The 25,472-nt window shown below is 55.1% G+C and carries 19 protein-coding genes; 10 read left to right on the top strand and 9 right to left on the bottom strand.

Translation table 11 applies throughout. The annotated features are described in order from the left end of the window. Window positions 1-128: 128 nt before the first annotated feature. From KRAC_RS62140 to KRAC_RS62145, 4 genes are all read right to left on the bottom strand, one after another. On the bottom strand, window positions 129-926 hold the full coding sequence (locus tag KRAC_RS62140; RefSeq protein WP_007910621.1) for a hypothetical protein: 798 nt from the start codon (window positions 924-926) through the stop codon (window positions 129-131). A 357-nt stretch (window positions 927-1,283) separates the two neighbouring features. Then, a complete protein-coding gene (locus KRAC_RS21270) occupies window positions 1,284-2,012 on the bottom strand; it encodes an MBL fold metallo-hydrolase (protein WP_007910623.1) in 729 nt (242 codons plus the stop codon). A gap of 109 nt (window positions 2,013-2,121) precedes the next feature. After that, window positions 2,122-2,340: a hypothetical protein gene (locus KRAC_RS21275; RefSeq protein WP_007910624.1), complete on the bottom strand. Its 219-nt coding sequence runs from the start codon at window positions 2,338-2,340 to the stop codon at window positions 2,122-2,124. Window positions 2,341-2,484: 144 nt separating this feature from the next. Next, window positions 2,485-5,280: a winged helix-turn-helix domain-containing protein gene (locus KRAC_RS62145; protein ID WP_007910625.1), complete on the bottom strand. Its 2,796-nt coding sequence runs from the start codon at window positions 5,278-5,280 to the stop codon at window positions 2,485-2,487. A 188-nt stretch (window positions 5,281-5,468) separates the two neighbouring features. Between KRAC_RS62145 and KRAC_RS21285 the strand changes: the two genes are divergently transcribed. From KRAC_RS21285 to KRAC_RS21300, 4 genes are all read left to right on the top strand, one after another. After that, window positions 5,469-5,942: a helix-turn-helix domain-containing protein gene (locus tag KRAC_RS21285; protein ID WP_007910626.1), complete on the top strand. Its 474-nt coding sequence runs from the start codon at window positions 5,469-5,471 to the stop codon at window positions 5,940-5,942. Between the two features lie 96 nt (window positions 5,943-6,038). Continuing rightward, a complete protein-coding gene (locus tag KRAC_RS21290) occupies window positions 6,039-7,391 on the top strand; it encodes an MFS transporter (protein WP_007910627.1) in 1,353 nt (450 codons plus the stop codon). Then, entirely contained in the window at window positions 7,366-8,133 is a 768-nt protein-coding gene (locus KRAC_RS62150; protein WP_007910628.1) for a lipoyl protein ligase domain-containing protein, read from the top strand. The genes KRAC_RS21290 and KRAC_RS62150 overlap by 26 nt, the downstream gene beginning before the upstream one ends. A gap of 107 nt (window positions 8,134-8,240) precedes the next feature. Then, window positions 8,241-9,071, top strand: coding sequence for a PIG-L deacetylase family protein (locus KRAC_RS21300; protein ID WP_007910629.1), 831 nt, complete (start codon window positions 8,241-8,243; stop codon window positions 9,069-9,071). 85 nt (window positions 9,072-9,156) lie between these two features. Here KRAC_RS21300 and KRAC_RS21305 read toward each other — a convergent pair whose 3' ends face one another. After that, a complete protein-coding gene (locus KRAC_RS21305; RefSeq protein WP_007910630.1) occupies window positions 9,157-10,107 on the bottom strand; it encodes a cysteine peptidase family C39 domain-containing protein in 951 nt (316 codons plus the stop codon). A 423-nt stretch (window positions 10,108-10,530) separates the two neighbouring features. On the opposite strand from KRAC_RS21305, the gene KRAC_RS21310 reads away from it, so the two are divergent. Together KRAC_RS21310 and KRAC_RS21315 are read left to right on the top strand one after the other, a co-directional pair. After that, window positions 10,531-10,809 (top strand): hypothetical protein, encoded by a 279-nt coding sequence (locus KRAC_RS21310; RefSeq protein WP_007910631.1) that lies wholly within the window; start codon window positions 10,531-10,533, stop codon window positions 10,807-10,809. 122 nt (window positions 10,810-10,931) lie between these two features. Continuing rightward, window positions 10,932-12,569, top strand: a complete 1,638-nt coding sequence (locus tag KRAC_RS21315) for an asparagine synthase-related protein (protein WP_007910634.1) — start codon at window positions 10,932-10,934, stop codon at window positions 12,567-12,569. 74 nt (window positions 12,570-12,643) lie between these two features. Here the strand turns inward: KRAC_RS21315 and KRAC_RS21320 are convergent, their stop codons facing one another. The 3 genes from KRAC_RS21320 to folP all read right to left on the bottom strand — a co-directional run bounded on the left by KRAC_RS21320 (window position 12,644) and on the right by folP (window position 16,892). Continuing rightward, a complete protein-coding gene (locus KRAC_RS21320; protein ID WP_007910636.1) occupies window positions 12,644-14,269 on the bottom strand; it encodes a long-chain fatty acid--CoA ligase in 1,626 nt (541 codons plus the stop codon). 169 nt (window positions 14,270-14,438) lie between these two features. Next, window positions 14,439-15,857, bottom strand: a complete 1,419-nt coding sequence (locus KRAC_RS21325) for a bifunctional folylpolyglutamate synthase/dihydrofolate synthase (RefSeq protein WP_007910638.1) — start codon at window positions 15,855-15,857, stop codon at window positions 14,439-14,441. A gap of 153 nt (window positions 15,858-16,010) precedes the next feature. After that, on the bottom strand, window positions 16,011-16,892 hold the full coding sequence (folP, locus tag KRAC_RS21330; protein WP_007910639.1) for a dihydropteroate synthase: 882 nt from the start codon (window positions 16,890-16,892) through the stop codon (window positions 16,011-16,013). Window positions 16,893-17,232: 340 nt separating this feature from the next. Between folP and KRAC_RS21335 the strand changes: the two genes are divergently transcribed. Both KRAC_RS21335 and KRAC_RS21340 read left to right on the top strand, forming a co-directional pair. Continuing rightward, a complete protein-coding gene (locus KRAC_RS21335) occupies window positions 17,233-17,724 on the top strand; it encodes a hypothetical protein (RefSeq protein ID WP_007910640.1) in 492 nt (163 codons plus the stop codon). 165 nt (window positions 17,725-17,889) lie between these two features. Next, window positions 17,890-18,993: a polyprenyl synthetase family protein gene (locus KRAC_RS21340; RefSeq protein ID WP_007910641.1), complete on the top strand. Its 1,104-nt coding sequence runs from the start codon at window positions 17,890-17,892 to the stop codon at window positions 18,991-18,993. Window positions 18,994-19,085: 92 nt separating this feature from the next. On the opposite strand, the gene KRAC_RS21345 is transcribed toward KRAC_RS21340, so the two are convergent. After that, the gene (locus KRAC_RS21345; RefSeq protein WP_007910642.1) at window positions 19,086-20,603 is read right to left on the bottom strand and encodes an EsaB/YukD family protein; all 1,518 of its coding nucleotides are present in this window, start codon (window positions 20,601-20,603) and stop codon (window positions 19,086-19,088) included. Window positions 20,604-20,999: 396 nt separating this feature from the next. On the opposite strand from KRAC_RS21345, the gene KRAC_RS21350 reads away from it, so the two are divergent. Beyond that, window positions 21,000-22,775 (top strand): M28 family peptidase, encoded by a 1,776-nt coding sequence (locus tag KRAC_RS21350; protein ID WP_007910644.1) that lies wholly within the window; start codon window positions 21,000-21,002, stop codon window positions 22,773-22,775. Window positions 22,776-23,066: 291 nt separating this feature from the next. Then, on the top strand, window positions 23,067-24,722 hold the full coding sequence (locus KRAC_RS21355) for a putative manganese-dependent inorganic diphosphatase (protein ID WP_007910647.1): 1,656 nt from the start codon (window positions 23,067-23,069) through the stop codon (window positions 24,720-24,722). The last annotated feature ends 750 nt before the right edge of the window (window positions 24,723-25,472 follow it).

A 25,472-nucleotide genomic window follows, 5' to 3' on the forward strand; every position in this document is an offset into this window, starting at 1 on the left:
AGCAAAGAATGAGGAAGCCCAGCGTGCAATGTTATCACAAACCACTCTCTGAAGCAACGTAGAGAGATGTTTAGTGGCTGGTAAGCTTACATTGCAAGCTCACCAGCCACTAAACATACCTTATTCTTCTACGCAAGCAGCCTGGCAACCTGCTCTGTATCGCGCACAAACCTGGCCAGGCGTTTCTTTTTGAGGTTTTCCCGCAAGATCCAGGCAATATCAGTGTCGTTCCACGAGGCACACTCGCGCATCAGGGCAAAGCCCTCGTTAGGAGAGGCAGCTGTTGCCACACTCAAGGTATAGGCCAGGGTCCGTCGTAGAATACGAAAATCCTCATGCTTACGCTCGGCCAGGGGTACCGCCCTCGCCCGCTCCAGAACGATCCGCTGTAGATCCAGCGCCGCATACATCAGCTCCGGCGCATTGAGCAAAGGGGATTCCGCCAGTGTTGCGATGGCCGCGCGCTGTTGCAGGAAGCTCCCATTCGTCGCCAGGGCGCGCAGGTGCGCCAATATGGGAGAGGAATTGGCCTGTAGCAGATGTTGAAACGCGATGGCCACCCCTTCACGGATACGCCAATAGGGGCTACAGGAATAGCGATCCAACAACTCCAGCGTCTCCTCCTGCCAGCTCGGCTCAGCGGCTGCACACATCCCCGCGGAGATGACACCGCAGAGGATCACGAACTCAGAAGGTGTATTGCCCGACATCCATTTTCGATCACCACTGACAAAGTACTGTACCAGGGAATACACTTTATCGAGGTACCTGGGTATAGCCGCCGCCAGCAGGCCTCCGACATCATTTGCCAGCTCTAAGTTAGCGCGAGGTCCAGGTAGGCGGCTATTCTCGCGCAAATAAAACTCCAATGGTCGAGGATTACCCGTTAACGCCCTCTCTACCAGGGAAGACAAAGTATCATGCATGGCAACCCGTCCTTGTCATCCACAACTAGGTTCAACTATGCTTCGCACCTTTCGTCTCCAACCACTCCTCTTACCGCCCTCAACCGAGGCATCAGAGAATAACCGTGAAGCACCTCACGCTCTCCCTTTATTACCCCTCGCTTCCTCTTTTTCGCCAAAGATACAGAAGCTCGTATAACCTATTTTATCACAAGTTTGCTGTGGCTTTGCATATGAGGGCTTTGCGATATTCGTTCAAAGTTCTTCTTATCGGCTCGCAAGCTTGCCTCAGATAAGAAGAGTCGGCGCGGTTGGCGGGCGGATATCTGCCCGCCAACCGCGCCGACTCTTCTTATCTTCTATAGGAATCTCGGGTTCTTAATGTGCGGCAACTACGGCGCTGCTCTGCCCATATTTGCGGGCGTGATATTCAATGGCGCGATCCATAACCGCCAGTGGATTCTTGACGACGGGGCCATGACCCGCGGAGAGACGCGTAGGCTCAAGGGCGCGGAGTTTGCGCGCACTCTCCAGGGCCAACCCCTTGTGCCAGGTCGCCTGGGCTACCAGGGGGAAGAGCAGCACAAAGGTGCCAGTCACAGCAACTTTTGCCATGGTCTGGAAGGCATCGCCAGCTATCAGAGTACGATCACGCGTATCCAGGAATGAGAGATGCCCAGGAGTGTGTCCCGGCGTAGCAATGACCTCCAGTGAACCCACACGTTCGCCCTCGTGAATCAGACGGGTGGGACGCGTTTTGCGCGCTGGCCAGCCCCCACGCAACTGATCCTGCGGCTCATCCTTATCCAGGCTCATGTCTCCGGCAAGGAAACGAGACTCGCGCTCTCCAACCAACACTTCAGCATCTGGCAAGAGGTTATGCAGGGTGTCCAGCGCCCCCACGTGATCGATGTGTGTATGCGTCAACAGCAGGCGTACGATTGGGAGGTTATACCCCTGCGCGATTTTGAGGATCTGCGGCGCAATACCTTCAGTTGTACCCGCATCCACGAGCGTAAATCCATCCTCTTCGCGCACCAGGTAAAAATTGACAAAACCCATCTGGGTTATCTGGATAAAGTTCTCTCCATGTTGACGGACTTTCATTGGTTTCCCTCTTTCGTTTTCTGTACATTTCGACGATGCCATACACTACTTCTGAGTTCAGATGCATACTAGAGGCAAACTCCACACAGAATGAGTGCAAGTAAATGTATTAATCCAGACGTATTGTGGATTCATTGACCTCTAGCATAGACAGGAGCAGGCCCAGATTGTTGAGCTTGAGCAACACCCCATAGAGTGCCGCTTGATCTGGCAGAAGTCCCTTAAGCATAGTTGTTCCCTGCTCCTCCTGGATGATCTCCAGGTCATCGAACCAGGATTGCCAGGACGGGTCCAGGTGGCCAGCAATGCGAATGCGGCATTTCATCATTCCCAGGTGCTCCTCTGCGTATCTTCGTTCTGTGACAAGGATACCATGAGCATCGGGCTCACAATGATAGCCAAAAGACTACCTAATGGCCACCTTTTGGTTATCATCGCAAAAAGAAGAGGCTTCTTTAAGCACAGAAGAGAGCTAGAGTAGAGATCGCTCATGGGCACGAGCCACGGCTTGCAGACGATTCTCGGCTCCCAGCTTGCTCAGGATACTGGCGACATGCTTTTTGGCGGTGCCCAGCGACACTACAAGCTGGCGCGCAATATCCTGGTTGGTCGCGCCCTGGGCCAACAAACGCAGAACTTCCTCTTCACGCCGGGTCAGTGGCTCGTTTGGCAATAGCAGAGGTGGGTGCTGACTTCCCACCCCTGGTTTCAATATCTGAGCAGGAGGAGGACTAGCATTTGGCATAACGTCAGCCGCTGCGTGAGTCTGGTCAGCTGGGAAAGCCGCGAGCAGCTTGCTGATATAGGGGAGCGCAATCATGGAGTTTGCCGGATTGGCAAACAGGCTTTGTAACACTTCCTGCATGGGTTGACCTACATCGACATAGACCCGGACATAACTTGCCGGCTCGCTGATGGTAAGCGCGCGAATTGCAACCTCGCGTGCGCGCTCAGTCTCACCTGCTTGCTGATAGGCCGCGGCCCACAGGGCCAAAAATTCGATTCTAGAGCTACTATCCCCAGATTGGTCTAGCTCTGTGCTGAAACGTTGTAGGGCCGCCAGTGCTTGTTCATGCTGATGCAGGGCGAGATACACCCGTATCAGAGTCATAAACTCCTCTTTGCGTTTAGCATCCCAGGTTTCCAGGAGCGCAGCCTCGCGTTCAGCCCAACTGCGAGCAGCTACCAGGTTGCCAGTCTTGAGCCAGTACCAGACCTGTACAACTGTGACCCGGAAGCTGTGGAGAGCAAATTGCCGCTGCTGTACAATCTCTCCGGCCTTTGCAAGCATCGCCGGCACCACATCCAGTTCGCCGGCAATGACAGAGAGCCAGGCAGAATAGGTCTGTCCGACAATGATCTGATCCACCTGCTGCCAGGTATGTGAGAACTCACGCAGGGTCTGTGCAGCCTCCAGTGCTTCATCCATGCGGTTCCAGGCGTAGTAGATACAGGCCCGGTAGTAGTGCAAATAGCCTGTCTGAGCCGTTTGCCCTCCAACCTGTTCAATGAGATCAAGCGCAGCCTGGCACTCGTTATAGGCCAGGTGAAGCTGACCAGCTCGCGCATAAATATGCGTGAGCCAGCGCATAATCTTAATCAGCACAAGACGGTTGCCTGCCCGGCTCGCCTGGTGTTTAGCCTCCAGGAACTGTGGTACCAGGTTTGCCCCCTGGCGTTGCAGTGACTCGCTCATCCAGAAAGTTAAAGCGAGTGGGATCATGCGCCAGGAGATATCATCTTCATCCTCGATCAACGCCTGCATCTCTTGCCAGAGCTGTTGAAGCATGTGACTGGAACCCGCTGTCACAGCATCAAAAGCCGCGCGCCCCGCGCGTAATAGCTCGATTCTTCGCTGGAGCAATCTCGCAGAGGGAGTCGGAGTCTCCTGGGTACGCAGCACGACCTCGACGCGTGCAATCGTCGCTTCGACCTGGAATTGGGTGCGCGTTCGCAAAGGCTCGACGCTCTGGTTGACCATATCCTGCAAGCGAAAAGCCGCGTCCAGTGCCAGGCGCGCATGCTTTTGAAAAATAGGATCGGGCAGCAACATGACCCAATTGTAGACGGTTCGGGCCTCCCCACTCAGCCAGAGTTCCTCAGCGGCCTGTTCCATGAGCGTAGCTGCCAGAGGATAGTCGGCTGCGGCCACCGCATAGGGGATTGCTTCCTGCAAGATTCCCTGCCCCTCGTACCAACGCGCCGCGCGGCTCTGCAATTCCTGGGCCAGCGCTGGCTCTGTAGTCTGCAAACGCGCCAGCAGCACGCCGCGAAAGAGATCATGCAGGCGATACCACTGTTGCTGCTCATCCAGGGGTACAAGAAAGAGATTACTTACCTCCAGCGTCTCCAGCATCTGCTGACAATCCGCCTCTCCAGTCACAGCCTGACACAGGGATGCATTCATACGCGTCAACACCGAGACCTGAAACAGAAAGCGCTGAATCCTGGCAGGCTGGCGCGCCAGAATCTCCTCCTGCACATAGTCTAGCAGCAAGCGGTGGCTACCGCTGAGTTGCTGAACAAACGCCGCAGTATCTTCGTGTTGCCGTAAAGCCAGCGCGGCCAGTTGTAGACCTGCAATCCAGCCTTCGGTGCGCTCGGCAAGTCGCTTCACATCCTCTTCCGCCAATGGGAGATGCATAGACTCCAGGAGAAAACGCCCGGTCTCTTCCTGGGTAAAACGCAGATCCTTGTGGCGGATCTCCTCGACCTGGCCATGCAGGCGCCAGCGAGCCAGTGGAAAGGGGGGATTTATGCGCGAGGCGAGCATCAGGTGTAAATGAGGAGGCAGGTGTTCCAGGAGAAAGATCAACCCCTCCTGGATAGCTGGCTCATTGATACCATGATAGTCGTCGATAATGAGTACAAGGGGTTCAGCCAGATGGAGCATATCTTCCAGGAGCGCACTCAAAATCGTTGTCAGTGGGGGAGGCTCAGGAGAACTAAGCATAGTCAATGAGTTCTGCCCAATTTCCGGCAGGCGCGTGCGCAGGGCGGCAATCAACACAGTCCAGAAGCGCGTCGGATTGTTGTCTAGCTCATCCAAGGAAAGCCAAGCCACGCTCTGCGAGGTACGTGCAACCCAGGCTCTTAAGAGCGTTGTTTTGCCCGATCCAGCCGGGGCAGAGAGCAGCGTCAATGGCACCATCAATGCCCGGTCCAGGGTCATTAGCAAGCGTTCGCGAACTACCAGCGTCGCGGGCAGACGCGGAGGTGAAACCTTAGGAAGCAAGAGAGCCATAGGGAAGCTAGAACGATTGCCCATGATGTCCTTTACTCGCGTATTTGCGACTACAGCAAAATACATAGTTCTTTCTAAATTTTATAACACATCAATGGACAAACGAGCAACTTGATTGGTGAACAAGCATAACATTGACGTTAACGTCAATGTTATGCTATACTATGCATATATTCAAACGTACTTTTTTTGTCACTTTGGGAAGAAGCACCATGTCAGTTTCGCAGGAGCCGGAGACAACCGGAAGTGAGCAGGATTCCCCCTGCTATAGCATCGAACAGGTCGCGACGCGTATTGGTATGACCAAGCGTACGCTGCGCTATTACGAAGAAATGGGTTTGCTGCCGCCAACTGATCGCACCGAAGGAAATTATCGGCGCTACAGTGAAGCAGATGTGCAGCGCTTGATGCGAGTCAAAGAGCTACGTAGTTTACTTGGTTTTTCGCTGAGCGAGATTCGCGAATTGCTGAGCGCGGATGAGGAGCGAGATCTGCTTAAGGCAGCATATCGCGCTGAGAGCGATCCCCCCACGCGCCTGGCACAGCTTGACCGCGTCGATGAGCTTATCGAAAAGCAGCTTGAACTGGTAGAGCAGAAAATCGCGGGCCTGGAACAGATGCGTGCCTCATTGCAGGCCAAACTGGCGCGCCACGCGCAAGTCAAACAACAACTTATGGGAAATTAATTGTATCTAAAAATTTAATCTTTATAAAGTCTCTACTTAGGTTTTATCGCCACTTTGTGGCAATGGTCCGCACTAGAAATGGAATCTCTCTGCATTATGCAAACTTTGTCGAGTAAACAGAAGGAGTTAACGGCTCAAGAATTAGTAACGCCAAACACTGTCCGCGAGATTGAGGAGGCCTCAAGCAAACGCTGGCGGACGTTCACAGCCCTACGCCACCGTAATTTTCGCCTCTTCTGGCTGGGGCAACTCATCTCACTTATTGGCACCTGGATGCAGACGATTGGCCAATCCTGGCTCGTCTTACGCTTAACAGGCAGCGCCTGGGCGCTGGGTATTGTTGGAGCACTGCAATTTGTTCCCATCCTCTTCTTTGCCCTCTTTGGTGGTATCCTGGCCGATAACCTTCCCAAGCGACGCGTTTTAGTCTTCACCCAAACCTTCGCCATGATCCAGGCGGCTGTGCTTGGCGTCCTGGTCATGACACATACCGTACAGCTCTGGCATGTCTATGTGCTGGCACTCCTGCTCGGTTTGACGAACGCCTTTGATATGCCGACACGTCAGTCCTTTGTGGTTGAGATGGTGGGACGCGAAGATCTGACCAACGCCATCGCCTTGAACTCCTCGCTCTTTAATATGGCGCGTATCGTTGGCCCTGGCATCGGCGGCTTAATCATTGCCTGGCTGGGCGAGGCCCCCCTCTTTGTGATTAACGCGGTTAGCTTTGTTCCCGTTATCGCGGGATTGCTCATGATCGATACCACCAAACTGCATGCGCCGGTGAAGCGCGCGGGGCAGGTGGTGGCGAATAAAGGGGTGCGCGGAACCTTCCTGAGTCTGGGCGAAGGCCTACGCTATATTCAGCGCACCCCCCTACTGCTGCTAACGATCATCATTGTAGGCGCGGTCTCGCTCTTTGGCATTAACTTTAATGTCATGCTACCGCTGTTTGCGACGAACGTGCTCAGCATAGGACCAGATGGCTATGGCTTTCTCTCCTCGGCCTATGGCGTGGGTTCACTGGTCGCGGCGCTCTGGATAGCCACACAGGGCAAGAAGCCCATTTTTAAAAAGATTGTCCTGTTCTGTATCGCCTTTAGCGCGCTCGAGGTCATTTTCTCGTTCTCGAAACTGCCTATGCTTTCCTTCTTGATCATCGCGCTCGTCGGCTTTACGCAAATTAGTTTCTCCGCAGCTGCCAATACGCTACTCCAGACTGTGACGCCAGACCATTTGCGTGGTAGAATAATGAGCGTTTACACCTTAGTCTTTGTTGGCACCACGCCAATTGGCAACCTCTTTATCGGCGGCCTGGCGAGTGCCTTAGGAGCATCAATTGCATTCCTTGTCGGTGGTGCATTAAGCTTGATTGCCGCGATTATCGGCTGGGTCATACGCGCCTCCGCGGAGCAGGACACCGTTGAACAACGCACAAACGTACGCTAACGAGTGGTATAGCTATCCACTTTCTATTGCTGACCAACAAGAGCATATTCAGCGCTATGAGAGGCTCTTTGACAAGATCCAGCCTGGCGATCCAGCTTTATTATACTGGTCCCTGGCCCAGCGTCATGGCCTGGTCCTGGGCATCTCGCAAAAGCCAGAGAGTCTCAACCAACGCGCCCTGGATGAACGAGATCTGCCAGTGTATCGCCGGCGGGCAGGGGGCACGGCGGTCCTGGTTGGGCCAGGGCTACTCTGTCTCGATGTCATTCTGCCGGCGGGGCATCCCTTGATTACCACGGATATTGTTGAGTCCTACCGCTGGTTTGGCGAGGCCTGGGTCGAGACCTTGCGTGTCCTGGGCATCGAGACACGCGCCATCTCGGCTGAGGAGGCTCACAGTGAGCGTGCACGCCTGAAGCAGGCTGAAACACACGCCTATGAAGCCTTAATGAATCGCTCCTGCTATGGCACGCTCTCACCCTATGAAGTCGTCGTCGGCAAGCGCAAAGTCGTAGGACTCTGCATGGTGCGTCGCCGCCAGGGAAGCCTGCTCCAGGCAGGGGTCGTGCTTGATTGGGAGAGCGATCTCCTCGCGCACGTGCTGGGACAGACAGCCCAGGAACAGGAGTTGTTACGAAGCGGGCTGCCTGAGCGCGCCATTGGCCTCAATCGGCTTAGCGCTCCCCCTCCAGGAATAAATGCTATCATTCACGCGTTTGAAGTAGTGGTAGTTTCTGTGTAGGGAATGTGGTGTGTGCTGGCAGCCTGCGGCTGCCAGCACACACCACATTCCCTACACAGAAACCATTGACAGAACAAAATTCTTATGCAAGAGGAAATTAAAATATTATGGGAGATCGAAACGCACCGGGAGCCGTCCAGGTTATTACTGAGCCAGATTACGAGGCTATGGTTATTGGCGCCCATCCTGATGATGATGACTTTGGGGCTGGCGGCACCAGCGCCCTGTGGGCCAAACAGGGCAAAAAGGTTGTCTGGGTCGTCATGACCGACGGCGTCGAGGGTGGCGAAGCTCCAGATATGGACGACGTCGATTTTATGCTGGCACGTGAACAGGAGCAGCGCGCCGCCGCCGAGATTTATGGGGTGAAGGCGGTCGAGTTCCTGCGCTTCCCCGATGGACATCTCACCAATAACGACGAGACACGTAAGGCCATCGTGCGCCTGATTCGCAAATATCGTCCACGTGTTGTGCTCACCCATGATCCATCGCAGCATATCTTCGCGCCAGATCCCAATACAGAGCCGGAGGCAACTGGGCATCTGAACCATCCTGATCACCGCGCGACTGGCAATATCGTACTGGACGCCATCTTCCCTGCGGTTGGCAATCCACGCTCCTTCCGCGAGCTTCTGTCGCAGGGCCTGTTGCCCTACCGCGTCCACGAACTCTATCTCTTCTACACCTCACTGGCCAATACCTATGTTGACGTCACTGAGACGCTCGAAATCAAAGGCCAGGGCCTCAAATGCCACGTTACCCAGTTTGGTCCCAACGTGGATATGACGGCCAACCTGCGCGAGCGCTCCGCGAAAACGGCGAAGGAGGCCAAAGAGAAACTGGGGCTGGAGATGCAGCACGCCGAGGCCTTCCGCCGCATCAAACTGCATATTCCTCCAACACCCGCGGACGAGGCTCCGACCGAGGTCGAAGAGTAAGCAAACATTGTAGCATCAAAAAGAGCGAGGGCCGAAATTATTTCGGCCCTCGCTCTTTTTATTTTGGGCGTTCCGCTTTGGGAACCTACTTCTGATTATTTGGAGTTACAATTACGGCAAAGCCAGCCCAGTACTTGTTAAATGTTTTGTAGTCCATGACCTGCATATTCAAGCGCGAGGAATCGGCCAGGTAAACGCTTGTATCATTGCCGCCACGAGCAACCAGCAGATGCCCACCCGACCAGCGATCAGGGGGAAAGCTAATGATAATCGGTCGGCCACTGTTACCAATGCGCACCAGGTCCTGAATCGAGGGTTTATTGAGCCAGGAGGTCTGAAAACCGAAGCGAGACACGGTACGGTCTATTCCCAGCGGTTCTAACAAGCCCAAATCCGGGGTAATGGCGTGTACAGAGGTTTCAGTGCTCAAGATATCGGTAATTCGATATTGCTTCCCCGTATTATTGGCCTTTTGATAGGAGTTAATAACCTCGGTCATTGCCGCCGCCGAGCAGGCCGAGTAGGCCCAGGTATTATACTCCTGCGTCGAGTTATACTGCTGGGGGTCGAGCTGACTCACACGCGCCAGGACCTTGGACGCCTGGAGCTGTTGATTGATCGAGGGAGTGCTTGTTGAGGCAGGAGGAGACGCAGAAGCCGCGGCATCTGGATATTGCTGCTGCAAAATGGTTGGCGACGACGAAAAGACCCTTGCCCAGAGCCAGAAGCCAGCGATCACAAAAGTCGCCAGGATAAGTAAGGAGCCATAGAGTGAACGGCTCGATACAGAGCTTTGCAATCCAGCCCAGGAGAGAAAGCTCGCGCGTGGCTCAAAACGATAGTGATGATAGGTTTGCTCCAAATGTCTGCGTTGTGTCCCACGACCACGGACCTCGCTCAAGCCGCGCGGCGCATTACGCGGCGACCTGTCATAAGGGAAGGATCGTGAGTCAGAGTGGGGGGAACGATGCGAAAAAAACAAACCTAATAGAATCGTCATACCCGCGATCAAGAGGATCACCAGGGGAACAAACATCCGTGACTCCCGTGCTTTCAATGTGGCTTAGATTTACATTTTTCAATTCGTAGTATCAAGGCTCACCTGGCTCCACAAGCGTTTTGAACTCAAGCATTTAAAAACCACATTAGCCGCTAGAGCCTTGTTTTACTTCAAAGTAAATATACCATTACTTTTCTTCTATCTGCAACACGTGCCCTCTTCGCGCCTGCGGCGTGAAGGGGTAAGGTGTGTCTGGTGCCGGGCTGGCTCCGCCAGCCCGGCACCAGACACACCTTACTCTATGCTGGTATGCAAGTTCCCTTCGGGTAAGGCGCGAAGGGGTCATATAGGAAAACCTGGAACATGGGCTGACAGGCATAGCCCGATGGTATATGATAGGGGGCGGTACGCTGTGCGCGAATCCACTATCGCAAATCCGTCGAAAGGGCGAGAAACATCATGTATATTTACTATGTGTTACGGGGAAAACAAGGGGCTGAGGAACTAGAATTTGACGGCGATATCGACCAGGATACCTTCCCTGGCGTTGATCAGACCGAGGGGCTGGACGTCATCGAGTATCTCACCAAAACGCTTCACGCCGATAAGCCAGAGGTCGAATGGTATGAATGCGACCTGACAAACGAATACTTTGACCGTGAAGACAGCTACATCTTCTTTGACCAGCGCTGGATACGACGCTCAGAGACCCCCTGGCGCAGAGATCGGATTAATTAGGAGCCATGCAGGCATGGCCTTGTTCTCGTACGGTGAGCGCGTCCTTCGGCGAGAGGAGTCCAAGCCAGCCTGGACCCTACGATGTAGCAGATGCACCATTGAAGAGATGAGAGGGAACGGTTATGGCAATTCTCGCGGGATGGATTACCGGTGAGCAGGTTCCCCAGGAAACCATCGAGCAGGTACTGCAGGTCATGAGTGGGGCGCTACAGCGCCTGGGCGGCACTGAGGCGCACTCCGTCCTGCCCGGCGCTGGCATCCTCTCTTTCGCCGATTCGGCCTATGCCATGCAGCAGAATGATGAGCCTCCCCTGTTAGACTGGATACCTGAACGCCGTACGCTGGTCTATCGCAGGCCGCGCTCGGGGCTGCATCCGCTCTACTATATCGAGGATTGGCCCGCTCAGGGCAACCTGCTCTTCGCCAGCGAGATCAAGGCCTTGCTGGCAGTGGGAGTGCCGCGCCAGTTACATGTCGGGGCACTGGCGGCCTGGCAGCGCTATGGCTTTCTTCCCGCCCCCTGGACCTTCTTCAAGGGCATTTCGGTTGTGCCTGCGGGGACGCACCTGCGCTGGCAACACACCAAACTCGTCGTCAGCCCGGCAAGTGAAAACGCGCTGGAGGCAGGAGAGCCAGGAAACATACCCGATCTTACTGCGCTCTCAGAGCGCCTGGAAGAGGTGTGCGCGGGGCAACTTCCCACCCATGGGGGCGTCATTGGACTCACAGGCATGGATAGTGCGTCTCTGCTCGCCCTCTCCTACGCGCATACGCAGCTAGAACAGTCAGCTTCTGCCGGTTCAACCAGCCCGGACACACGTATGACGCTGGTCAGTTTTGATTATAGGCAGAGACATACCGGAGAAGGCTGGCGCGCACTACGCGACCTGGCTAGCCAGTGGCAGTATCCCTTGCTTGAGATCACCGGACTGGACCAGGCCGAGTTCTGGAACGCTACGATCTATGGCTGCGAAGCTCCAGGTCTGACGACAAACCTGCTGGCCTGGCATCAACTCCTGCATACCAGCGCGCTTGAGACCGGGGCGCGTGTGGCGCTCACGGGTCTGGGTGGAGCGCCTTTGCTCGCGCATACGTTGACTTCACAAACGTTGTCACCGACGTCAGAACTACTTGCGGCATACACGGAGGCCATTCGCGCCCCCCAGGGCTATGACCTGGCGCCCTTTTTCACCCCAGAGCTACGCCAGGCCATACAGGCGGCCAGTCCCTGGGAGGAGACCCTACACGCACGTCGCCTGTTCCGCCAGGCCGAGAAACTGGATAGCCTGGAGCAAGGCCTGGCCTATCTCGATATTCACCTGCGCCTCCCCGATCACCTGGTGACACCTGTCTACCGGCTCGCCCAACAGGAGAGACTGGCCCTGCGCTCTCCCTACCTGCACCAGCACATCCTGCCAGCCCTGGCCTCGCGGCGCCTGGTCATACAAGAGGGACCTATAAATAGAGAGACGCCTATACAACGGCTCGCCCAGCAACAAGGCCTGCCAGACCTTCAGGGTAGCGCGCTTCCGCTTCACCTGCCCTGCGCCTCGCTCTGGCCGATCAGCCAATCTGAGCTCTTGCAGCATCTCCTCTCTGAGGAGGCCCTGCGGGCTAGCGGACTCTTCGATACGCAAACAGTGCAACGCCTGTTGAGCCGACCACCTGCCCGTCACATCCTGGCCAGCGGACAGCATCCCCTGGTGGCCATCGTCACGTTACAGTTGTTCTGTCAGATCTTTGATCTGCACTTCTCATAAGCGACGTGAACGGCTGGCTGGAGGGGTCGGAGACCCCTCCAGCCAGCCGTTCACGTCGCTTATCCTTTTGTCAATCAAGATGGGAGGCTGTACATGCCATACTGGCTGCGCAAGACCTTCTTGTCGAATTTGCCGACGCTGGTCTTGGGAACTGCGTCGATAAAGATCACGTCATCGGGGAGCCACCACTTCGCCACACGTGGACGCAGGTAATCGAGGATATCCTCCTTCGTCACCTGGTCTACATACTCCGGTTTGGGGACGACACAGGCCAGTGGGCGCTCCGACCATTTAGGATGCGGAATACCGATCACACATGCCTCAAGGACCTTGGGGTGGCCCATGAGAAGGTTCTCTAACTCTACAGAACTCACCCATTCTCCACCAGATTTTATAAGATCCTTGGTTCTATCAACGAGCTGGATAATGCCATCCTGGTCCACCACGGCAACGTCACCGGTGCGTAACCAGCCGTCGGCGAATTTGGCGGCGGACTCGCTATCCTTGTAGTATGCCCGCGCCACCCAGGGGCCACGCACCTGGAGTTCACCATAGCTCTCATCGTCCCAGGGAACCTCCTGGCCCGTCTCGATATTGACGACCCGGAACTCTACTCCCGGCACCACGGTCCCCTGGCGCGCACGAATGCGAAACTGCTCTTCCTGAGATTGATCAAGATGGTGGCTACGCAGTTGCGATATGGAGGCCAGGGGCGAGGTTTCAGTCATCCCCCAGGCCTGGATGATCGTGATGCCATGCTGCTGCAATCCCTCGATCAGGGCTTGTGGTACCGCTGAGCCACCACAGACAATTTGGCGCAGAGTCGAGAAGTCAAAGTGCTCTTTACTCAATAAGTTCAATAGACCAATCCAGATCGTGGGCACGCCCGCGGCAAAGGTCACGCGCTCGCTTTCCATCAGCCTGCCGATACGCATGGGGTCCATAAAGCGTCCTGGGAAGACGACCTTCGCGCCGAACATGGCCGCCGCATGTACAAAACCCCAGGCATTGGCATGAAACATCGGCACGATGGGCAGTATCACGTCTTGCTCACCCAGGGCGGGACCATTTGCCAGGCCAGACGCCATGGCGTGTAGAAAGGCCGAGCGGTGCGAGTAGACGACCCCTTTGGGATTGCCGGTCGTGCCAGAGGTATAACACATCGCGGCGGCGGCGTTCTCGTCCAGGGTGGGCCAGTCATAGCTCTCAGGCTGATCCGCGATAAAGGTTTCATAATCGACAGAGGGTTGTAGCGCGCCAGTGGCGTAGGGTGCCTCGCCCATAATGACGTAGAGCTTCACTGTGGGAAACTGAGGGGCGAGTTGCTCCAGGATGGGCACCAGATCGGCGTCAACAAATATAATCGTATCTTCGGCTTCATTGACGATGTAGGCGAGCTGTTCCGAGAAGAGGCGAATATTGAGCGTGTGAAGCACGGCCCCCATACAGGGGATGGCATAGTAGAGCTCAAAGTGACGATAGGTGTTCCAGCCAAAGGTCGCCACGCGGTCCCCTTCCTGTACACCGGCCTGCTTGAGGGCATTGGCGAGCTGGTACACGCGTTTGCCCCATGTACTATAGGTATAGCGGTGAGGCTCACCATCGGTCTGGGTTACGATTTCTTTACGGGGATAGAGACGAATTGCGCGATTGAAGGCATGCTGTAGCGTCAGCGGGAAATCCATCATCAGGCCTTGCATGACATCTCTCCTTTGTGATGCGGAAAAAGCGAGAAACGGTCTGAAATATCGCCGACTGTGGAGTATAGACGCAATTATAGCACACACGTGCAGTGAAGGGGGGCATGCTGGGGTAAATTAAGTGAAGAGCGTGCATACTGGGCAGTTGTCCGGTATGCACGCTCTTCACTTAATGATCGACGCCCTCTATTTCGGAGGCAGCGCGCTGGTCTCCTCGGGCGGCGGCCCAGCGGAGGGCTTCGCCCGCGAGATAGATAGAGCCAGTGGCACAGATCAGGTCATCCTTGTCTGCCAGGCGCACAGCGAGGTCGAGGGCCTCTTCGCTTGTGGGCTCGCTGTGGAGTTCGACGCCAGGGGCATGCCGGGAGAAGAGCGCGGAGAGCGTCTCCAGCGGGGTAACGCGTGGATTATGCATATTAGTCAGGACGACCACGTCAGCGTCGGCAAGGGTCTGGATCATCCCCTCCTGATCCTTATCCTTCGAGGTGCTCAGGACGAAGAGCAGGCGACGAGGCGCAAAGGTTGTGCGCAGAGCCTGTACGAGCTTCTGCATGGAGTCGGTATTATGCGCGCCATCGACGACGATGGTAGGCTGGCGTCCCACGACCTCGATGCGCGCAGGCCATTGTACGGAGGCCAGACCCCGGCGCAAGGCATCCTCATCCCAGGTCAGGCCCTGCTCGCGCAACTGCTCCAGGGTTGCCAGCGCGACCGCCGCGTTCTCTAACTGGTGCTCGCCAGCCAGGGCCAGTTCAAGCCCTGTATATTCGCGTTGTGGCGTCCAGACGCTAAAGCGCTGGCGCTCCCCCAGGCGCTCCTCCAGGCGATAGCGATAGCTTAAGGGCGGCAAGTTGCCTGCCTCAACGTCTTGTTGGGCTGGATCTGCAACCGCTGACCCGACACGGATCATGCGAGCCTCGCGCTGCCTGGCGACCGCCGCAATGGCTAACAGGGCCTCGGGATCGTGTGCGGAGGTGACCACGACGCCGTGATCCTTGATGATACCGGCCTTCTCGGTTGCGATCTCCCGCAGCGTATTACCAAGCACATTCATATGATCATAGCTAATAGAGGTAATGACCGATACGAGAGGGTGCGTGAGATTGGTAGCGTCCAGGCGACCACCCAGGCCCACTTCCACGACGGCATGCTGCACCTGCCGCTGCGCGAAGTAGAGGAAGGCCAGCGCCGTGCCGATCTCGTAGGTGATAAAGGGACCATACTCCTGGCTGGCTTGAATCTGCTCTACCTCATGTTTGATTGTGGGAATCAGCTCAGCCACCTCGTCTTCTGCGATCAGGGCGCCGTTGACGCGTATACGTTCGCGGAAGGTGTGCAGATCAGGCTGGGTATAAAGCCCGGTGGTGCTGCCAGCCTCGCGAAGCACGCGCTCGATCATTACCGCCGTCGAACCCTTGCCCTTGGTGCCCGCGATCAGCGTATTGGTGTACTTGCGATGAGGGTTATCAAGGAGTTCCAGCAAGCGTGCGGTGCGCGTGAGATTCTCGTTGCGATCACGGGTATACTTGCCGCTACGCTCATAGTCAATAAAGCCATAAATGTAGGCGAGTGCTTCCTGGTAATTCACGGTTAATGTTTTCCTTTTTACTTACTAACGCGATATGCATGTTTTTGCTTGACCTCTCGCGCCTGCGGCGCTCGCTGGGTAGTGGATGTGGTGCGTGCTGGCGGCCACAGGCCGCCAGCACGCACCACATCCACTACCCCCAAACAACTGCGATCAGGAGGGAAGAGTGTAGCTGCCGCGCACGACGGCGTCGCTCATCTTCACGACACGCATCATTTCACGTACGTCGTGGACGCGCACGATATCGGCTCCCTGGGCAATGCCCAGCGCCACGGTGGCCGCGGTTCCCTCGACGCGCTCTTCGGGAGGCACACCCCCCAAAATCTGGCCAATAATTGACTTGCGCGAGGTTCCCAACAGGATGGGGCGGCCCAGGGTTCGCAGTTCGCCCAGGCGGTGCAAGAGTGCCAGGTTCTCATGTGTGGTCGTGCCAAAGCCTATGCCGGGATCAATAACCAGGTGCTCCCAGGGCACACCAGCCGCTAAAGCCATATCGATGCTGCGCGCGAGAAAACGCGTGACATCGCTGACAATCTCGCGCTTCACGGTCTCGCGCATGTTCGCCATAAGTACGATTGGCACGCCATGCGCGTGGGCGACCTGGGCCATGCGGGAATCTTTGTGCAGGCCCCAGATATCGTTGAGCATATCGGCTCCAGCCTCCAGGGCCTTTTCCGCCACCTCGGCCTTATAGGTATCGACAGAGATAATTACATCCGCAGGCAAGGAGGCACGTAGAGCCCTGATCACGGGGAGAACGCGCTGCATCTCCTCCTGCACGGAGACAGCCGGGAAGCCTGGGCGCGTGGACTCACCGCCCACATCAATCATGCGCGCCCCTTCAGCGACAAAGGCCTGAGCCTGGACCAGCGCGCGCTGCACGACCTCCTCAGGAGCCAGTTCCTCGCGTCGCAGACCATCACCTGAAAAGGAATCGGGGGTCACATTCACGATTCCCATAACATACGTTTGTTGGCCCCACTCCAGGCGATGCTGACGCCAGATTGTGGGAGCCAGGGAAAGAGAGAACGCCATCTATCTAACCTCTATAATAAGAGATATGCCAAATATGAGCTGATCCAGCTTCCGGCCGACGCTGCTAAAGCACGCGTCTACATATAGGGCCTATGTAGGACACATGCCCTGCCGTACCACCTTCAGGTGGTGCCTTTTATGGGTATTTAGCAGCGTCGGCCCACAACACCAGCTAACAAGGACCTTACTGACATAATAGCCTGTTTCGTTGTCTGGGGCAATGTGCAAATGTTATACTTGCGACAGGCTTGATATAATAAGCATAGAACCACGTATAATCCTATAACGCTCAATGTAATCAGCCAGACCGAGAAAAAAAGATTGTGAGAGCATACGTATTATGACCCTAAGGAATGTGCCAAAACGTCTTCATCGTGTAAGCCCTAGCCGCCGATGTAAAGAGTGCGATGCCGAGGCTCTTGGGCGTTGTCCAGATTGTCATCAGGGTTTCTGCCAGGATCACTTTCCCAAGCAGCAACATTCGCCCTGCGCAGAGAAACAGATGCGCCTGGCCAGCACTCAGGTCTGCTACGTCTGTGGAACCCAGGTCTATCCAGATCAATGGTCTATTTCGAAGACGTCACATTTTGTCGATCACTTTCAATGTAAGGGCTGTGGTCGCCACATTTGTGACGAGCTACATACCAGGCGCAAAACAGAGGATGTGACGATTATTCGTGAAGGTATGCGTGGTCATCGCTACCAGTATACCAACCGCTACTGCGATCTCTGTTCCCCGTTCTATCGCATCGGGGGCATCAGGGGAATAGCTGGCAGCCTGGCACTCATCGGCGCCGTGCTCGCGATTGGCTTGTATTATATTAAACCATAATTGGGGCTTATCTATTCAGGACTTCTCGCCACTGCGTGGCTCGCCGGGTCAGGGTGCGTGGAGCAGTGCCCGCTACTTGCGTGGCGGCTACTACTCCACACACCCTGACCCCTGCGAAGCGTCGCAGATGCTGGGAACACTCCGTAAAGAAAGATTCGTACGTTTATGACCTTAACATCGACGCTACAAGCAACATTACTTCGCCACCAGCAGGCGATTGATAGCGCGCTTCATAGCGCCTTCGAGCGTCTCGCTGAGCGTGATGACACCCATAACCTTCAAGAGTATTATGGGCAGATGCGCTATCACCTGGGCTGGGTTGATCGCCACTTCCAGGCCACGCGGAGCAATCCAGGCAAGCTCATGCGCTCGACCTTGCTCTTGCTGGCCTACGAGGCTGTCGGCGCCTGGGAGCAGACAAGCAATCCAGACTACCTGCGCCGAGCCCTGCCAGCCGCCGCCGCAGTCGAGCTAACCCATAACTTCACATTGATTCATGATGATATTGTCGATGGGGATACTGAGCGGCGCCATCGCCCAACCCTGTGGACAGTATGGGGCATGCCCAATGGCATCAACTCCGGTGATGGCATGTTTGCACTCTCGCGCCTGGCGCTCTGGGGCGTCCTTGATGAGGGCGTCGAGGCCGACATCGCGGCTCGCCTGGGCGCATGCCTGGATAAGGCCTGTTTGGTCGTTGCCGAGGGCCAATACCTGGACATGAGCTTTGAGGGGCGCCAGGATATCTCGGTCGCCATGTATATTGACATGATTCGCCGCAAGACAGCTGAATTGATGGCTTGCTCGGCGGAGATGGGCGCGAGACTGGGCACACGCGATGCAGAGGCTATTGCGCGCCTGCGCAGCTTTGGCGAGGCCATTGGCATCGCCTTTCAGGTGCGCGACGATCTCCTGGGCGTCTGGGCCAGCAGCGAAGAGCTGGGTAAGACCGAGGCAGGCGACATCTACCGCCGCAAGCAGAGTCTCCCCATCCTCCATGCACGTGAACAGGCCACGCCCGAAGAACAGGCCACGCTGACGCGTATCTACCAGCAGGTGGAGCCACTGGAGAAGGAGCAGGTCGACGAGGTGCTGGCCATTCTGGAGCGCACGGGAACGCGTGACTATTGCCGCCAGTTTCTGGCCCAACAAAGTGAGCGAGCACGTGAGGCCCTGGCCAGCGTCCCTGCACAACAAGCCGAGGTCTCGATACGAGCGATGGAAGACATGCGTGTCTTGATCGACTTCGTAGCCGCAGCCGCACAATAGTGTGGCCCGACGCTGCTGAAGCACGCGTCTACATATCATGGCGCGATATGCCTCGTACCATGATATGTAGACGCGTGCTTCAGCAGTGTCGGCTATAGCAACTCCCAGACGGTCGCGTTCTGGCCGGTCGTCGTAACGACATGCTTCCCATCATAGCTCCAGGCAACACTCGTCACCGGAATCCCTTGATGCATGACAAATAGAGGCTTCTGGCTCTTCTCGGGATAGAAGAACGTCAGGGTGCCGTCCTGGCTCCCTACCGCGATAAAGCGTCCATCCGGTGACCAGGCCAGGCTCAACAACGAGGCTTTGGTAACAGGCAGGCGCATCGGCGTATCCATACACTGCGGGCCAAAACGTCCCTGCCCCGGTTGCTGACAGGCCTCCCCATTCCAGATACGCAACACCCCATCGCTGCCCGCACAGGCCAGGCGCATCCCTCCCGGCTCAAAGGCAACGGCGCGCATGGTGGGGGCCACATCCATAAAGAGTCCGTGTGTCTCCTTGACGGTCGCGGCCCGCCAGACGCGTATGACGCCCCCCAGCGAAGAGGAGGCAACCACATCTCCAGCCGCGTTCCAGGAGACGGATTCTATCGCGGTCGTATGCCGCTGAAACACGTGGAGAGGGCGATAGGTAGTGCTGTCCCAGACGATGGCCCGATGGTCCAGCCCTCCCGAGACAATCTGTTGCCCACCCTGTCCAGCCCAGGCCACGCTCGTCACACGTCCGGTATGGGCGCGTACGAGACGCCCCAGCATGGTCTTCTGTCCCGTATTAAAAAAGGTCACCTGCGTATTCGCACCCACCGCCAGCCGCTGCCCGTCTGGCGCCCAGGCCAGAGCTGAGACAGGTGCTGGCAACTGAAAGTTCTGCTTGATGGTTCCATTGATTTGCCAGAGGTATACATGTGCATCATTGCCCCCACTGGCGATCATCTGCCCATCAGGGGACCAGCGAACACTCTGTATCTGCCCCTGGTGGTGGGCAAAGACAGTGATTGTCTTGGCACTATTGGGGACTTGCGGCTTCGCTGGTGTAGGAGGAGGGGCGGTATTCTTGCTTTTCGCGGGTGTTTGGCCTTGCGACTGCATAGCTGGATGCAAGGGGCCAGGTAGCCAACCACGAACACCGGCATAGGCCACACCTCCACCAGCCAGGGCAAGACCACCCAGCACTAGAAATACCCGCCGGCTCTGCTTTTTCCTTTTTTGGGGTAAAGAAGGCTCTCGCAAGGGCGAGAACCCTGTCTCATCATCCATTGTCTGCGAACTATGCAAGGAATTACCAGGAGATGCGGCACTTTGAGACGCACCTATTAAAGGCACAAACAGCAGGTCTCCCTCACCAGCGACCGAGGCCTCAAGCATCAGGCGTGTCCCAGTGGTAATACCTGCCCTGGCCAGAGTGATATTCTCTGGCAACACGTCGCCACCTGGAGTAGGGCGAAGCCGATAGTTCAACCTCTGACCAAAGAGATCTGTCTGTGGCAGGTGAAATTCATCCACGAGCGTGGGGACCAGGGCCGACACCGGCGTATCCGCCACCACCTCTAGCGGCTGAGGCACACTAAAGGCGTCCTTCTCAATAAGCACTTCAAGTGTACGCATGCATAGGCCTCCCAATTATCCTGTCTACGAGACAAATACGCGCTATATTTGTATTTATGAATCAAAGTGTAGCATGATGTCGTGTTTTGCCAACAAGAAATAAGTAGAATAGGCTACTTTTCTGGCAACTCTTCTCACTTTCTTCACCAGCACCCTACAATACGTAGGTCAGGTTCAGGATGCAATAGCAAGAAGATAGCTAAGGCATTGAGATCGCGTATTTGTGATATTGAGTCGCGAATCTGCATAGTTTTATTAGAGATTTGCGCCAAGCGAGCATACTGATTTCAGGCCGCTCACCTCGATGTATAGAGATATGCATGCTTGCTTCTTCCCAGATAGACAGCGAGGTACACCGATGCCTGCCTGAAGAGCGACAACAAGGAGCATTTCATCATGTCCAGGCACTCACTATCACTTGCATTACTGCTCTGCCTGTGTATACAGTTACTTGGGTCTTCAGTAGTACTGGCCGGGTCCAGCGCGCAGTCACATAGGCAGGCGCACCTTGTCCAGACAGCGAGCGGCTTCCCTACGGTCGAGCCAGATTATATCTATACGCAGCTCACAACTATGGCGACCCGCTTTCAGCACCGCGAGGCCGGATACGATAACGCTCAGGTGGCTGGGCAGAATGGTCACACAGGCTTTGCGAACTACTGGATGCAGGAGATGACACGCAATTTGCAGGGGTATACTTCGTTAGAAACACGAGATGCATTCTCTATCAAGGGCTGGTCTGGGCGAGCCGCGACCTCACCCGCATACAATATCGAGGAAAGTATTCCAGGGGCACTACATCCCGAACAGATCGTCGTCATTGGCTGTCATTATGATGGAGAAGCCATCTCCACTCAATCAGCCTATGATGACGCCAGCGGCTGTGCCATTGAGTTAGGTATCGCCAGGGCCCTGGGCCAGTTCTGGCGCGCCAACCAGGTCTATCCAGCACGCACATTGCGTTTCGTGCTCTTCGATGCTGAAGAGCAGGGCTTAGATGGCTCATTTCACTATGCGAACGAGTTCGCCAATGGAGACATGAAGAATATCGTCGCTATGTTTAATGAAGAGCAAAACGGGATTGCCTACCCTCTGCGCTACCTGGGACAGCTCACCAATCCGCAGCTTCCGCTCACAATCGATGTCTCACCACTTCAATCAAATGCGCTCTACGGTCATCAAGACGCTCTTTCGAGCGAGCAACGCCAGCATATCCAGCGCTTTCGTAATTTGCTGGGGCAAGCGCTGCCCGCGGTCTTCCAACAGTTTCAGGCCATGGGCTATAAAGGACTCACCTATCACGATAACTCGCAGGAGGTAGCACAACCCATCTTTACGCCTGAGCAGCAAAGCCTGGTCAAGATTGAGGATGATACCCTGGGATCAAGCGACCAGGTGCCATTTACCCTGGCAGGGCTTCCCTGCGCGACCATCGTCGGAAACGCAACATATTATGACAACCATCCACCCGCGTGGTCCTATCCTTACGACCAGCGTGACGATACTATTCAACTCATGAATACCTTTGCGCAGGGAGGATCAAAGAAATCTAATGCCCTGACGCTGGCCCTGGCGCTGCCAGGCATGATAACAACCTGGATGCTTCACCAGCCCGATATCGCTGGCGAGACGAGCAAGAGCACTCTTCTCCCAGGACCAATTGCCGATATAGCTGATATCGGCAAAACCATCACCCAGCAACCAATCGGCCTGAGCGCGCAAGGCTATGATCCCACGGGAAAGAACGAGCCCGTACAATACGCCTGGGACTTCGGTGATGGAGCCAGGGCCACGGGGAATACCGTTTCTCATGCATATACGCACGCTGGCACCTACACGCTAACCCTATCAGCTAGCAACGCATTGGGAACGCGCAAAATCAGCAAAACGCTCACCATCACGGACAAGGCCCAGACGTTTGATAGTCTCTATGCTGCATATCAGCCCAGTGGGACGCCACGCCGAAATCCAGCGGTCCAACTGCCAACTGCCAATGATGCCTTAACGGATAGCGTCATACACACCCAGGTAGTCGCAACCAATACGCCCAGGCAAACAGAGACACAACCCATTTTTATCTACTGGCTTATTGCCTTAGGTATCTTACTTATCGTTGGCGGATTGACCTGGTGGCTCATTAGCCGCCGCCTACTCAACCAGAAAAAAGTCTAAGGGACAGCATTGCGCCTACCACGTTCAGTGTCACGTGTGTGAAGCGAAAAACGCCGAAGATGTTCATCGCTTCACACGCTATCTTTGTAGCAGACGTTGCATAAGAATAAAAGGGCATGGCAAAGGCCTTCAGAGGCTAAACCACTTGCGAAAGCAGCCAACCATGATACAATTGTTACATTGAACCTGAGCCAACAATACTTGACGATGCTTGCAAATCTAGCGATAATTCGATGGTCACCTATACGCCAAGCAAGCACAGAAGCAGCCTGATTTGGAGAAATTTCATCTATGGCACAACAGCCTATCTATGTAATCGGACATAAAAATTCAGATATGGACTCCGTGGCCTCGGCTTATGCCTATGCGCGCCTCTTACAGCTTCAGGGCCAGGAGAATGTTATACCCGCTCGTCACGGTCAACTCAAGCCGGAAATTCGCTATGCGCTCGAGCGCTTCCAGGTCACGCCTCCCCAGGCCCTGGAACATATCTACCTGCAAGTGCAGGACTTCATGTGTCAGGATGTCTTGAAGGCACATATCAACCAATCTCTGCTTGAGGCTGGGCAGATGATGCAGGAACACAACCGGCAGACCATGCCCGTGGTGGATGACGAGAATAAAGTCTATGGAATTATCACCAATAAAGATTTTGCCAAACTCTTCTTCCATGATCTCGATCCCCAGACCGTCAATCGCATCCCTCTTAAGCGCGATAATCTGATCAAAGTCCTGAAGGGGCGCGTCCTTGTCGAAGGCCGGCGCGAGTTGGGCAACCGGGTCCTTGTCGGCGCCATGCAGGCTGAGAGCATGGCTGACTATGTCGAGCCAGGCTGCCTCGTGGTAATTGGCAACCGCGAGGATGCCCAGCTGACCGCGATCCAGCGCGGAGCCGCAGCCCTGGTCATCACAGGCGATCTCAATGTCTCTGAGCAAGTCCTGTCAGCCGCTCGTGAACAAGGGGTTATGGTCTTAAGCACCAGCTATCATACCTTTACCGCGGTGCGCCTGATTAACCTGAGCATCTGTGTTGAAGATCTCATGGAGCGCGAATTCGCCTCCTGCCATCCCGACGATTTGATGAGCGATGTGCAGGCAAAATTACAGCGCGAACGCTCGCTCACAGTCGTGGACAACGAGGGAAAACTCGTCGGCTTTATTACGCGTAGCGATATCTTAAAGGCTCGCCCTAAGCGCATCTTCCTTGTCGACCACAATGAACCCTCGCAGTCAATTGACGGCGCGGAAGAGGCCGAACTCCTGGGTATTATCGACCATCATCGCATCGCCAATGTGCATACGAACAAGCCCATTTTCTTCCGCTCGGAGCCTGTGGGCTGCACCGGCACCCTGATTTATAGCCTCTACCGCGAAGCTGACATCGAGATTCCACGCGATGTCGCTGGCCTCATGCTCGCAGGCTTGCTCTATGATACACTGATCCTGCGTTCACCAACCTGCACACCACGCGATATCGAGGTCGCACATAAGTTAGCCACCATCGCACAGGTCGACTTACAGGAGTTTGGTCAGGCCGCCTTTGAAGCGGGTGCCAGTGAACTCAACGACCGTAGCTCCGAGGAACTGCTGACCTCAGACTTCAAGGAGTTTACAGTTCAGGACGTCACCTTCGCGGTTGGCACGGTAGAGACCGCCAGTCCCGCCGTGGTAGAGAAGCGGACTACCGAGCTGCTGAAAACGATGAAACTGCTCTCGCAGAAGCATAACTACACCTCTTTCCTATTCATGATTGTCGATATAATCAATATGAATTGCCGCCTCCTCATTCATGGCTACGAGGACGCTACGGCCGATGCCTTTAATGTTCCGCTCGAAGCTGGCGGGCATTCCATTATGGTTGAGGGGATGGTCTCGCGTAAGAAGCAGATGGTACCTCAACTCTCTCGCATCCAGCACCTGATCGAGAACCACGCGGGCGTTCACTAGGCATCTCCGTTACGCTGCTGCCAAAGAAATACACAAGAGAATAGGGATAAGAGTGGCCTGGCGCTACTGGCATATGCCAGTAGCGCCAGGCCACTCACACATAGTCTATATAAACAGCAGTTACAATAATTTCCCACCTCTATCACACCTCTTTTTGGCCAGGTACTAGCAAAACAGTCATTTCATGCTTTGCGCACCATCGCATTTCACCACTTTAGCATATACACTGTTTACAACCAATTTCTCAGCCTACTAGCCATGCAATACTTGCATTAAATATACAATTACCAATTACATTATTTGCAAATTAACCCTTAGAAGGAAGGCGTTCAAATACTCAACAGTAGCGTTCAAAAGGCTCTACATGCCAGCCAAGAGAATTACGCCTGCTTAATTTTAGCTACAATCTCTTACAACTATTGCCTCTAATATGAGCCAGTATCTCTTATTCTTTTTACCCACAAGAAACGTATCTTTACTCGTAATATTGCGGAGTTTAGAGGTAGGAATACATATATCACCGTGACAAGCAGGCAGTGTTTAGGTATGAGTGTAACAATTGTACGCTTAGTAGACATTTTTTGATTCCACTTCATAACACGCTGTGCCTCAGATTAAATAGAATACTCTTGTCACAGAAGACGCGCGTATGTTACACTATCTTTCGACTCGGGTTTTCCACAGAAGTTGGGATCAGGAGCGCTGAGCCTAAGAGGCAGAGGGGGTTGTGAGAAAGCTAGCATTTGTGAA

It is taken from the genome of Ktedonobacter racemifer DSM 44963 (genome assembly GCF_000178855.1).
In the GTDB taxonomy this organism is placed as follows: Bacteria; Chloroflexota; Ktedonobacteria; order Ktedonobacterales; family Ktedonobacteraceae; genus Ktedonobacter; species Ktedonobacter racemifer.

Coding starts and splice junctions, on each gene's coding strand:
- folP (WP_007910639.1), bottom strand. CDS start 16,892: ATGGCGTTCTCTCTTTCCCTGGCTCCCACAATCTGGCGTCAGCATCGC.
- KRAC_RS62140 (WP_007910621.1), bottom strand. CDS start 926: ATGCATGATACTTTGTCTTCCCTGGTAGAGAGGGCGTTAACGGGTAAT.
- KRAC_RS21350 (WP_007910644.1), top strand. CDS start 21,000: ATGTCCAGGCACTCACTATCACTTGCATTACTGCTCTGCCTGTGTATA.
- KRAC_RS21270 (WP_007910623.1), bottom strand. CDS start 2,012: ATGAAAGTCCGTCAACATGGAGAGAACTTTATCCAGATAACCCAGATG.
- KRAC_RS21320 (WP_007910636.1), bottom strand. CDS start 14,269: ATGCAAGGCCTGATGATGGATTTCCCGCTGACGCTACAGCATGCCTTC.
- KRAC_RS21345 (WP_007910642.1), bottom strand. CDS start 20,603: ATGCGTACACTTGAAGTGCTTATTGAGAAGGACGCCTTTAGTGTGCCT.
- KRAC_RS21305 (WP_007910630.1), bottom strand. CDS start 10,107: ATGTTTGTTCCCCTGGTGATCCTCTTGATCGCGGGTATGACGATTCTA.
- KRAC_RS21290 (WP_007910627.1), top strand. CDS start 6,039: ATGCAAACTTTGTCGAGTAAACAGAAGGAGTTAACGGCTCAAGAATTA.
- KRAC_RS21310 (WP_007910631.1), top strand. CDS start 10,531: ATGTATATTTACTATGTGTTACGGGGAAAACAAGGGGCTGAGGAACTA.
- KRAC_RS21315 (WP_007910634.1), top strand. CDS start 10,932: ATGGCAATTCTCGCGGGATGGATTACCGGTGAGCAGGTTCCCCAGGAA.
- KRAC_RS21340 (WP_007910641.1), top strand. CDS start 17,890: ATGACCTTAACATCGACGCTACAAGCAACATTACTTCGCCACCAGCAG.
- KRAC_RS21355 (WP_007910647.1), top strand. CDS start 23,067: ATGGCACAACAGCCTATCTATGTAATCGGACATAAAAATTCAGATATG.
- KRAC_RS21285 (WP_007910626.1), top strand. CDS start 5,469: ATGTCAGTTTCGCAGGAGCCGGAGACAACCGGAAGTGAGCAGGATTCC.
- KRAC_RS62145 (WP_007910625.1), bottom strand. CDS start 5,280: ATGGGCAATCGTTCTAGCTTCCCTATGGCTCTCTTGCTTCCTAAGGTT.
- KRAC_RS21335 (WP_007910640.1), top strand. CDS start 17,233: ATGACCCTAAGGAATGTGCCAAAACGTCTTCATCGTGTAAGCCCTAGC.
- KRAC_RS21300 (WP_007910629.1), top strand. CDS start 8,241: ATGGGAGATCGAAACGCACCGGGAGCCGTCCAGGTTATTACTGAGCCA.
- KRAC_RS21275 (WP_007910624.1), bottom strand. CDS start 2,340: ATGATGAAATGCCGCATTCGCATTGCTGGCCACCTGGACCCGTCCTGG.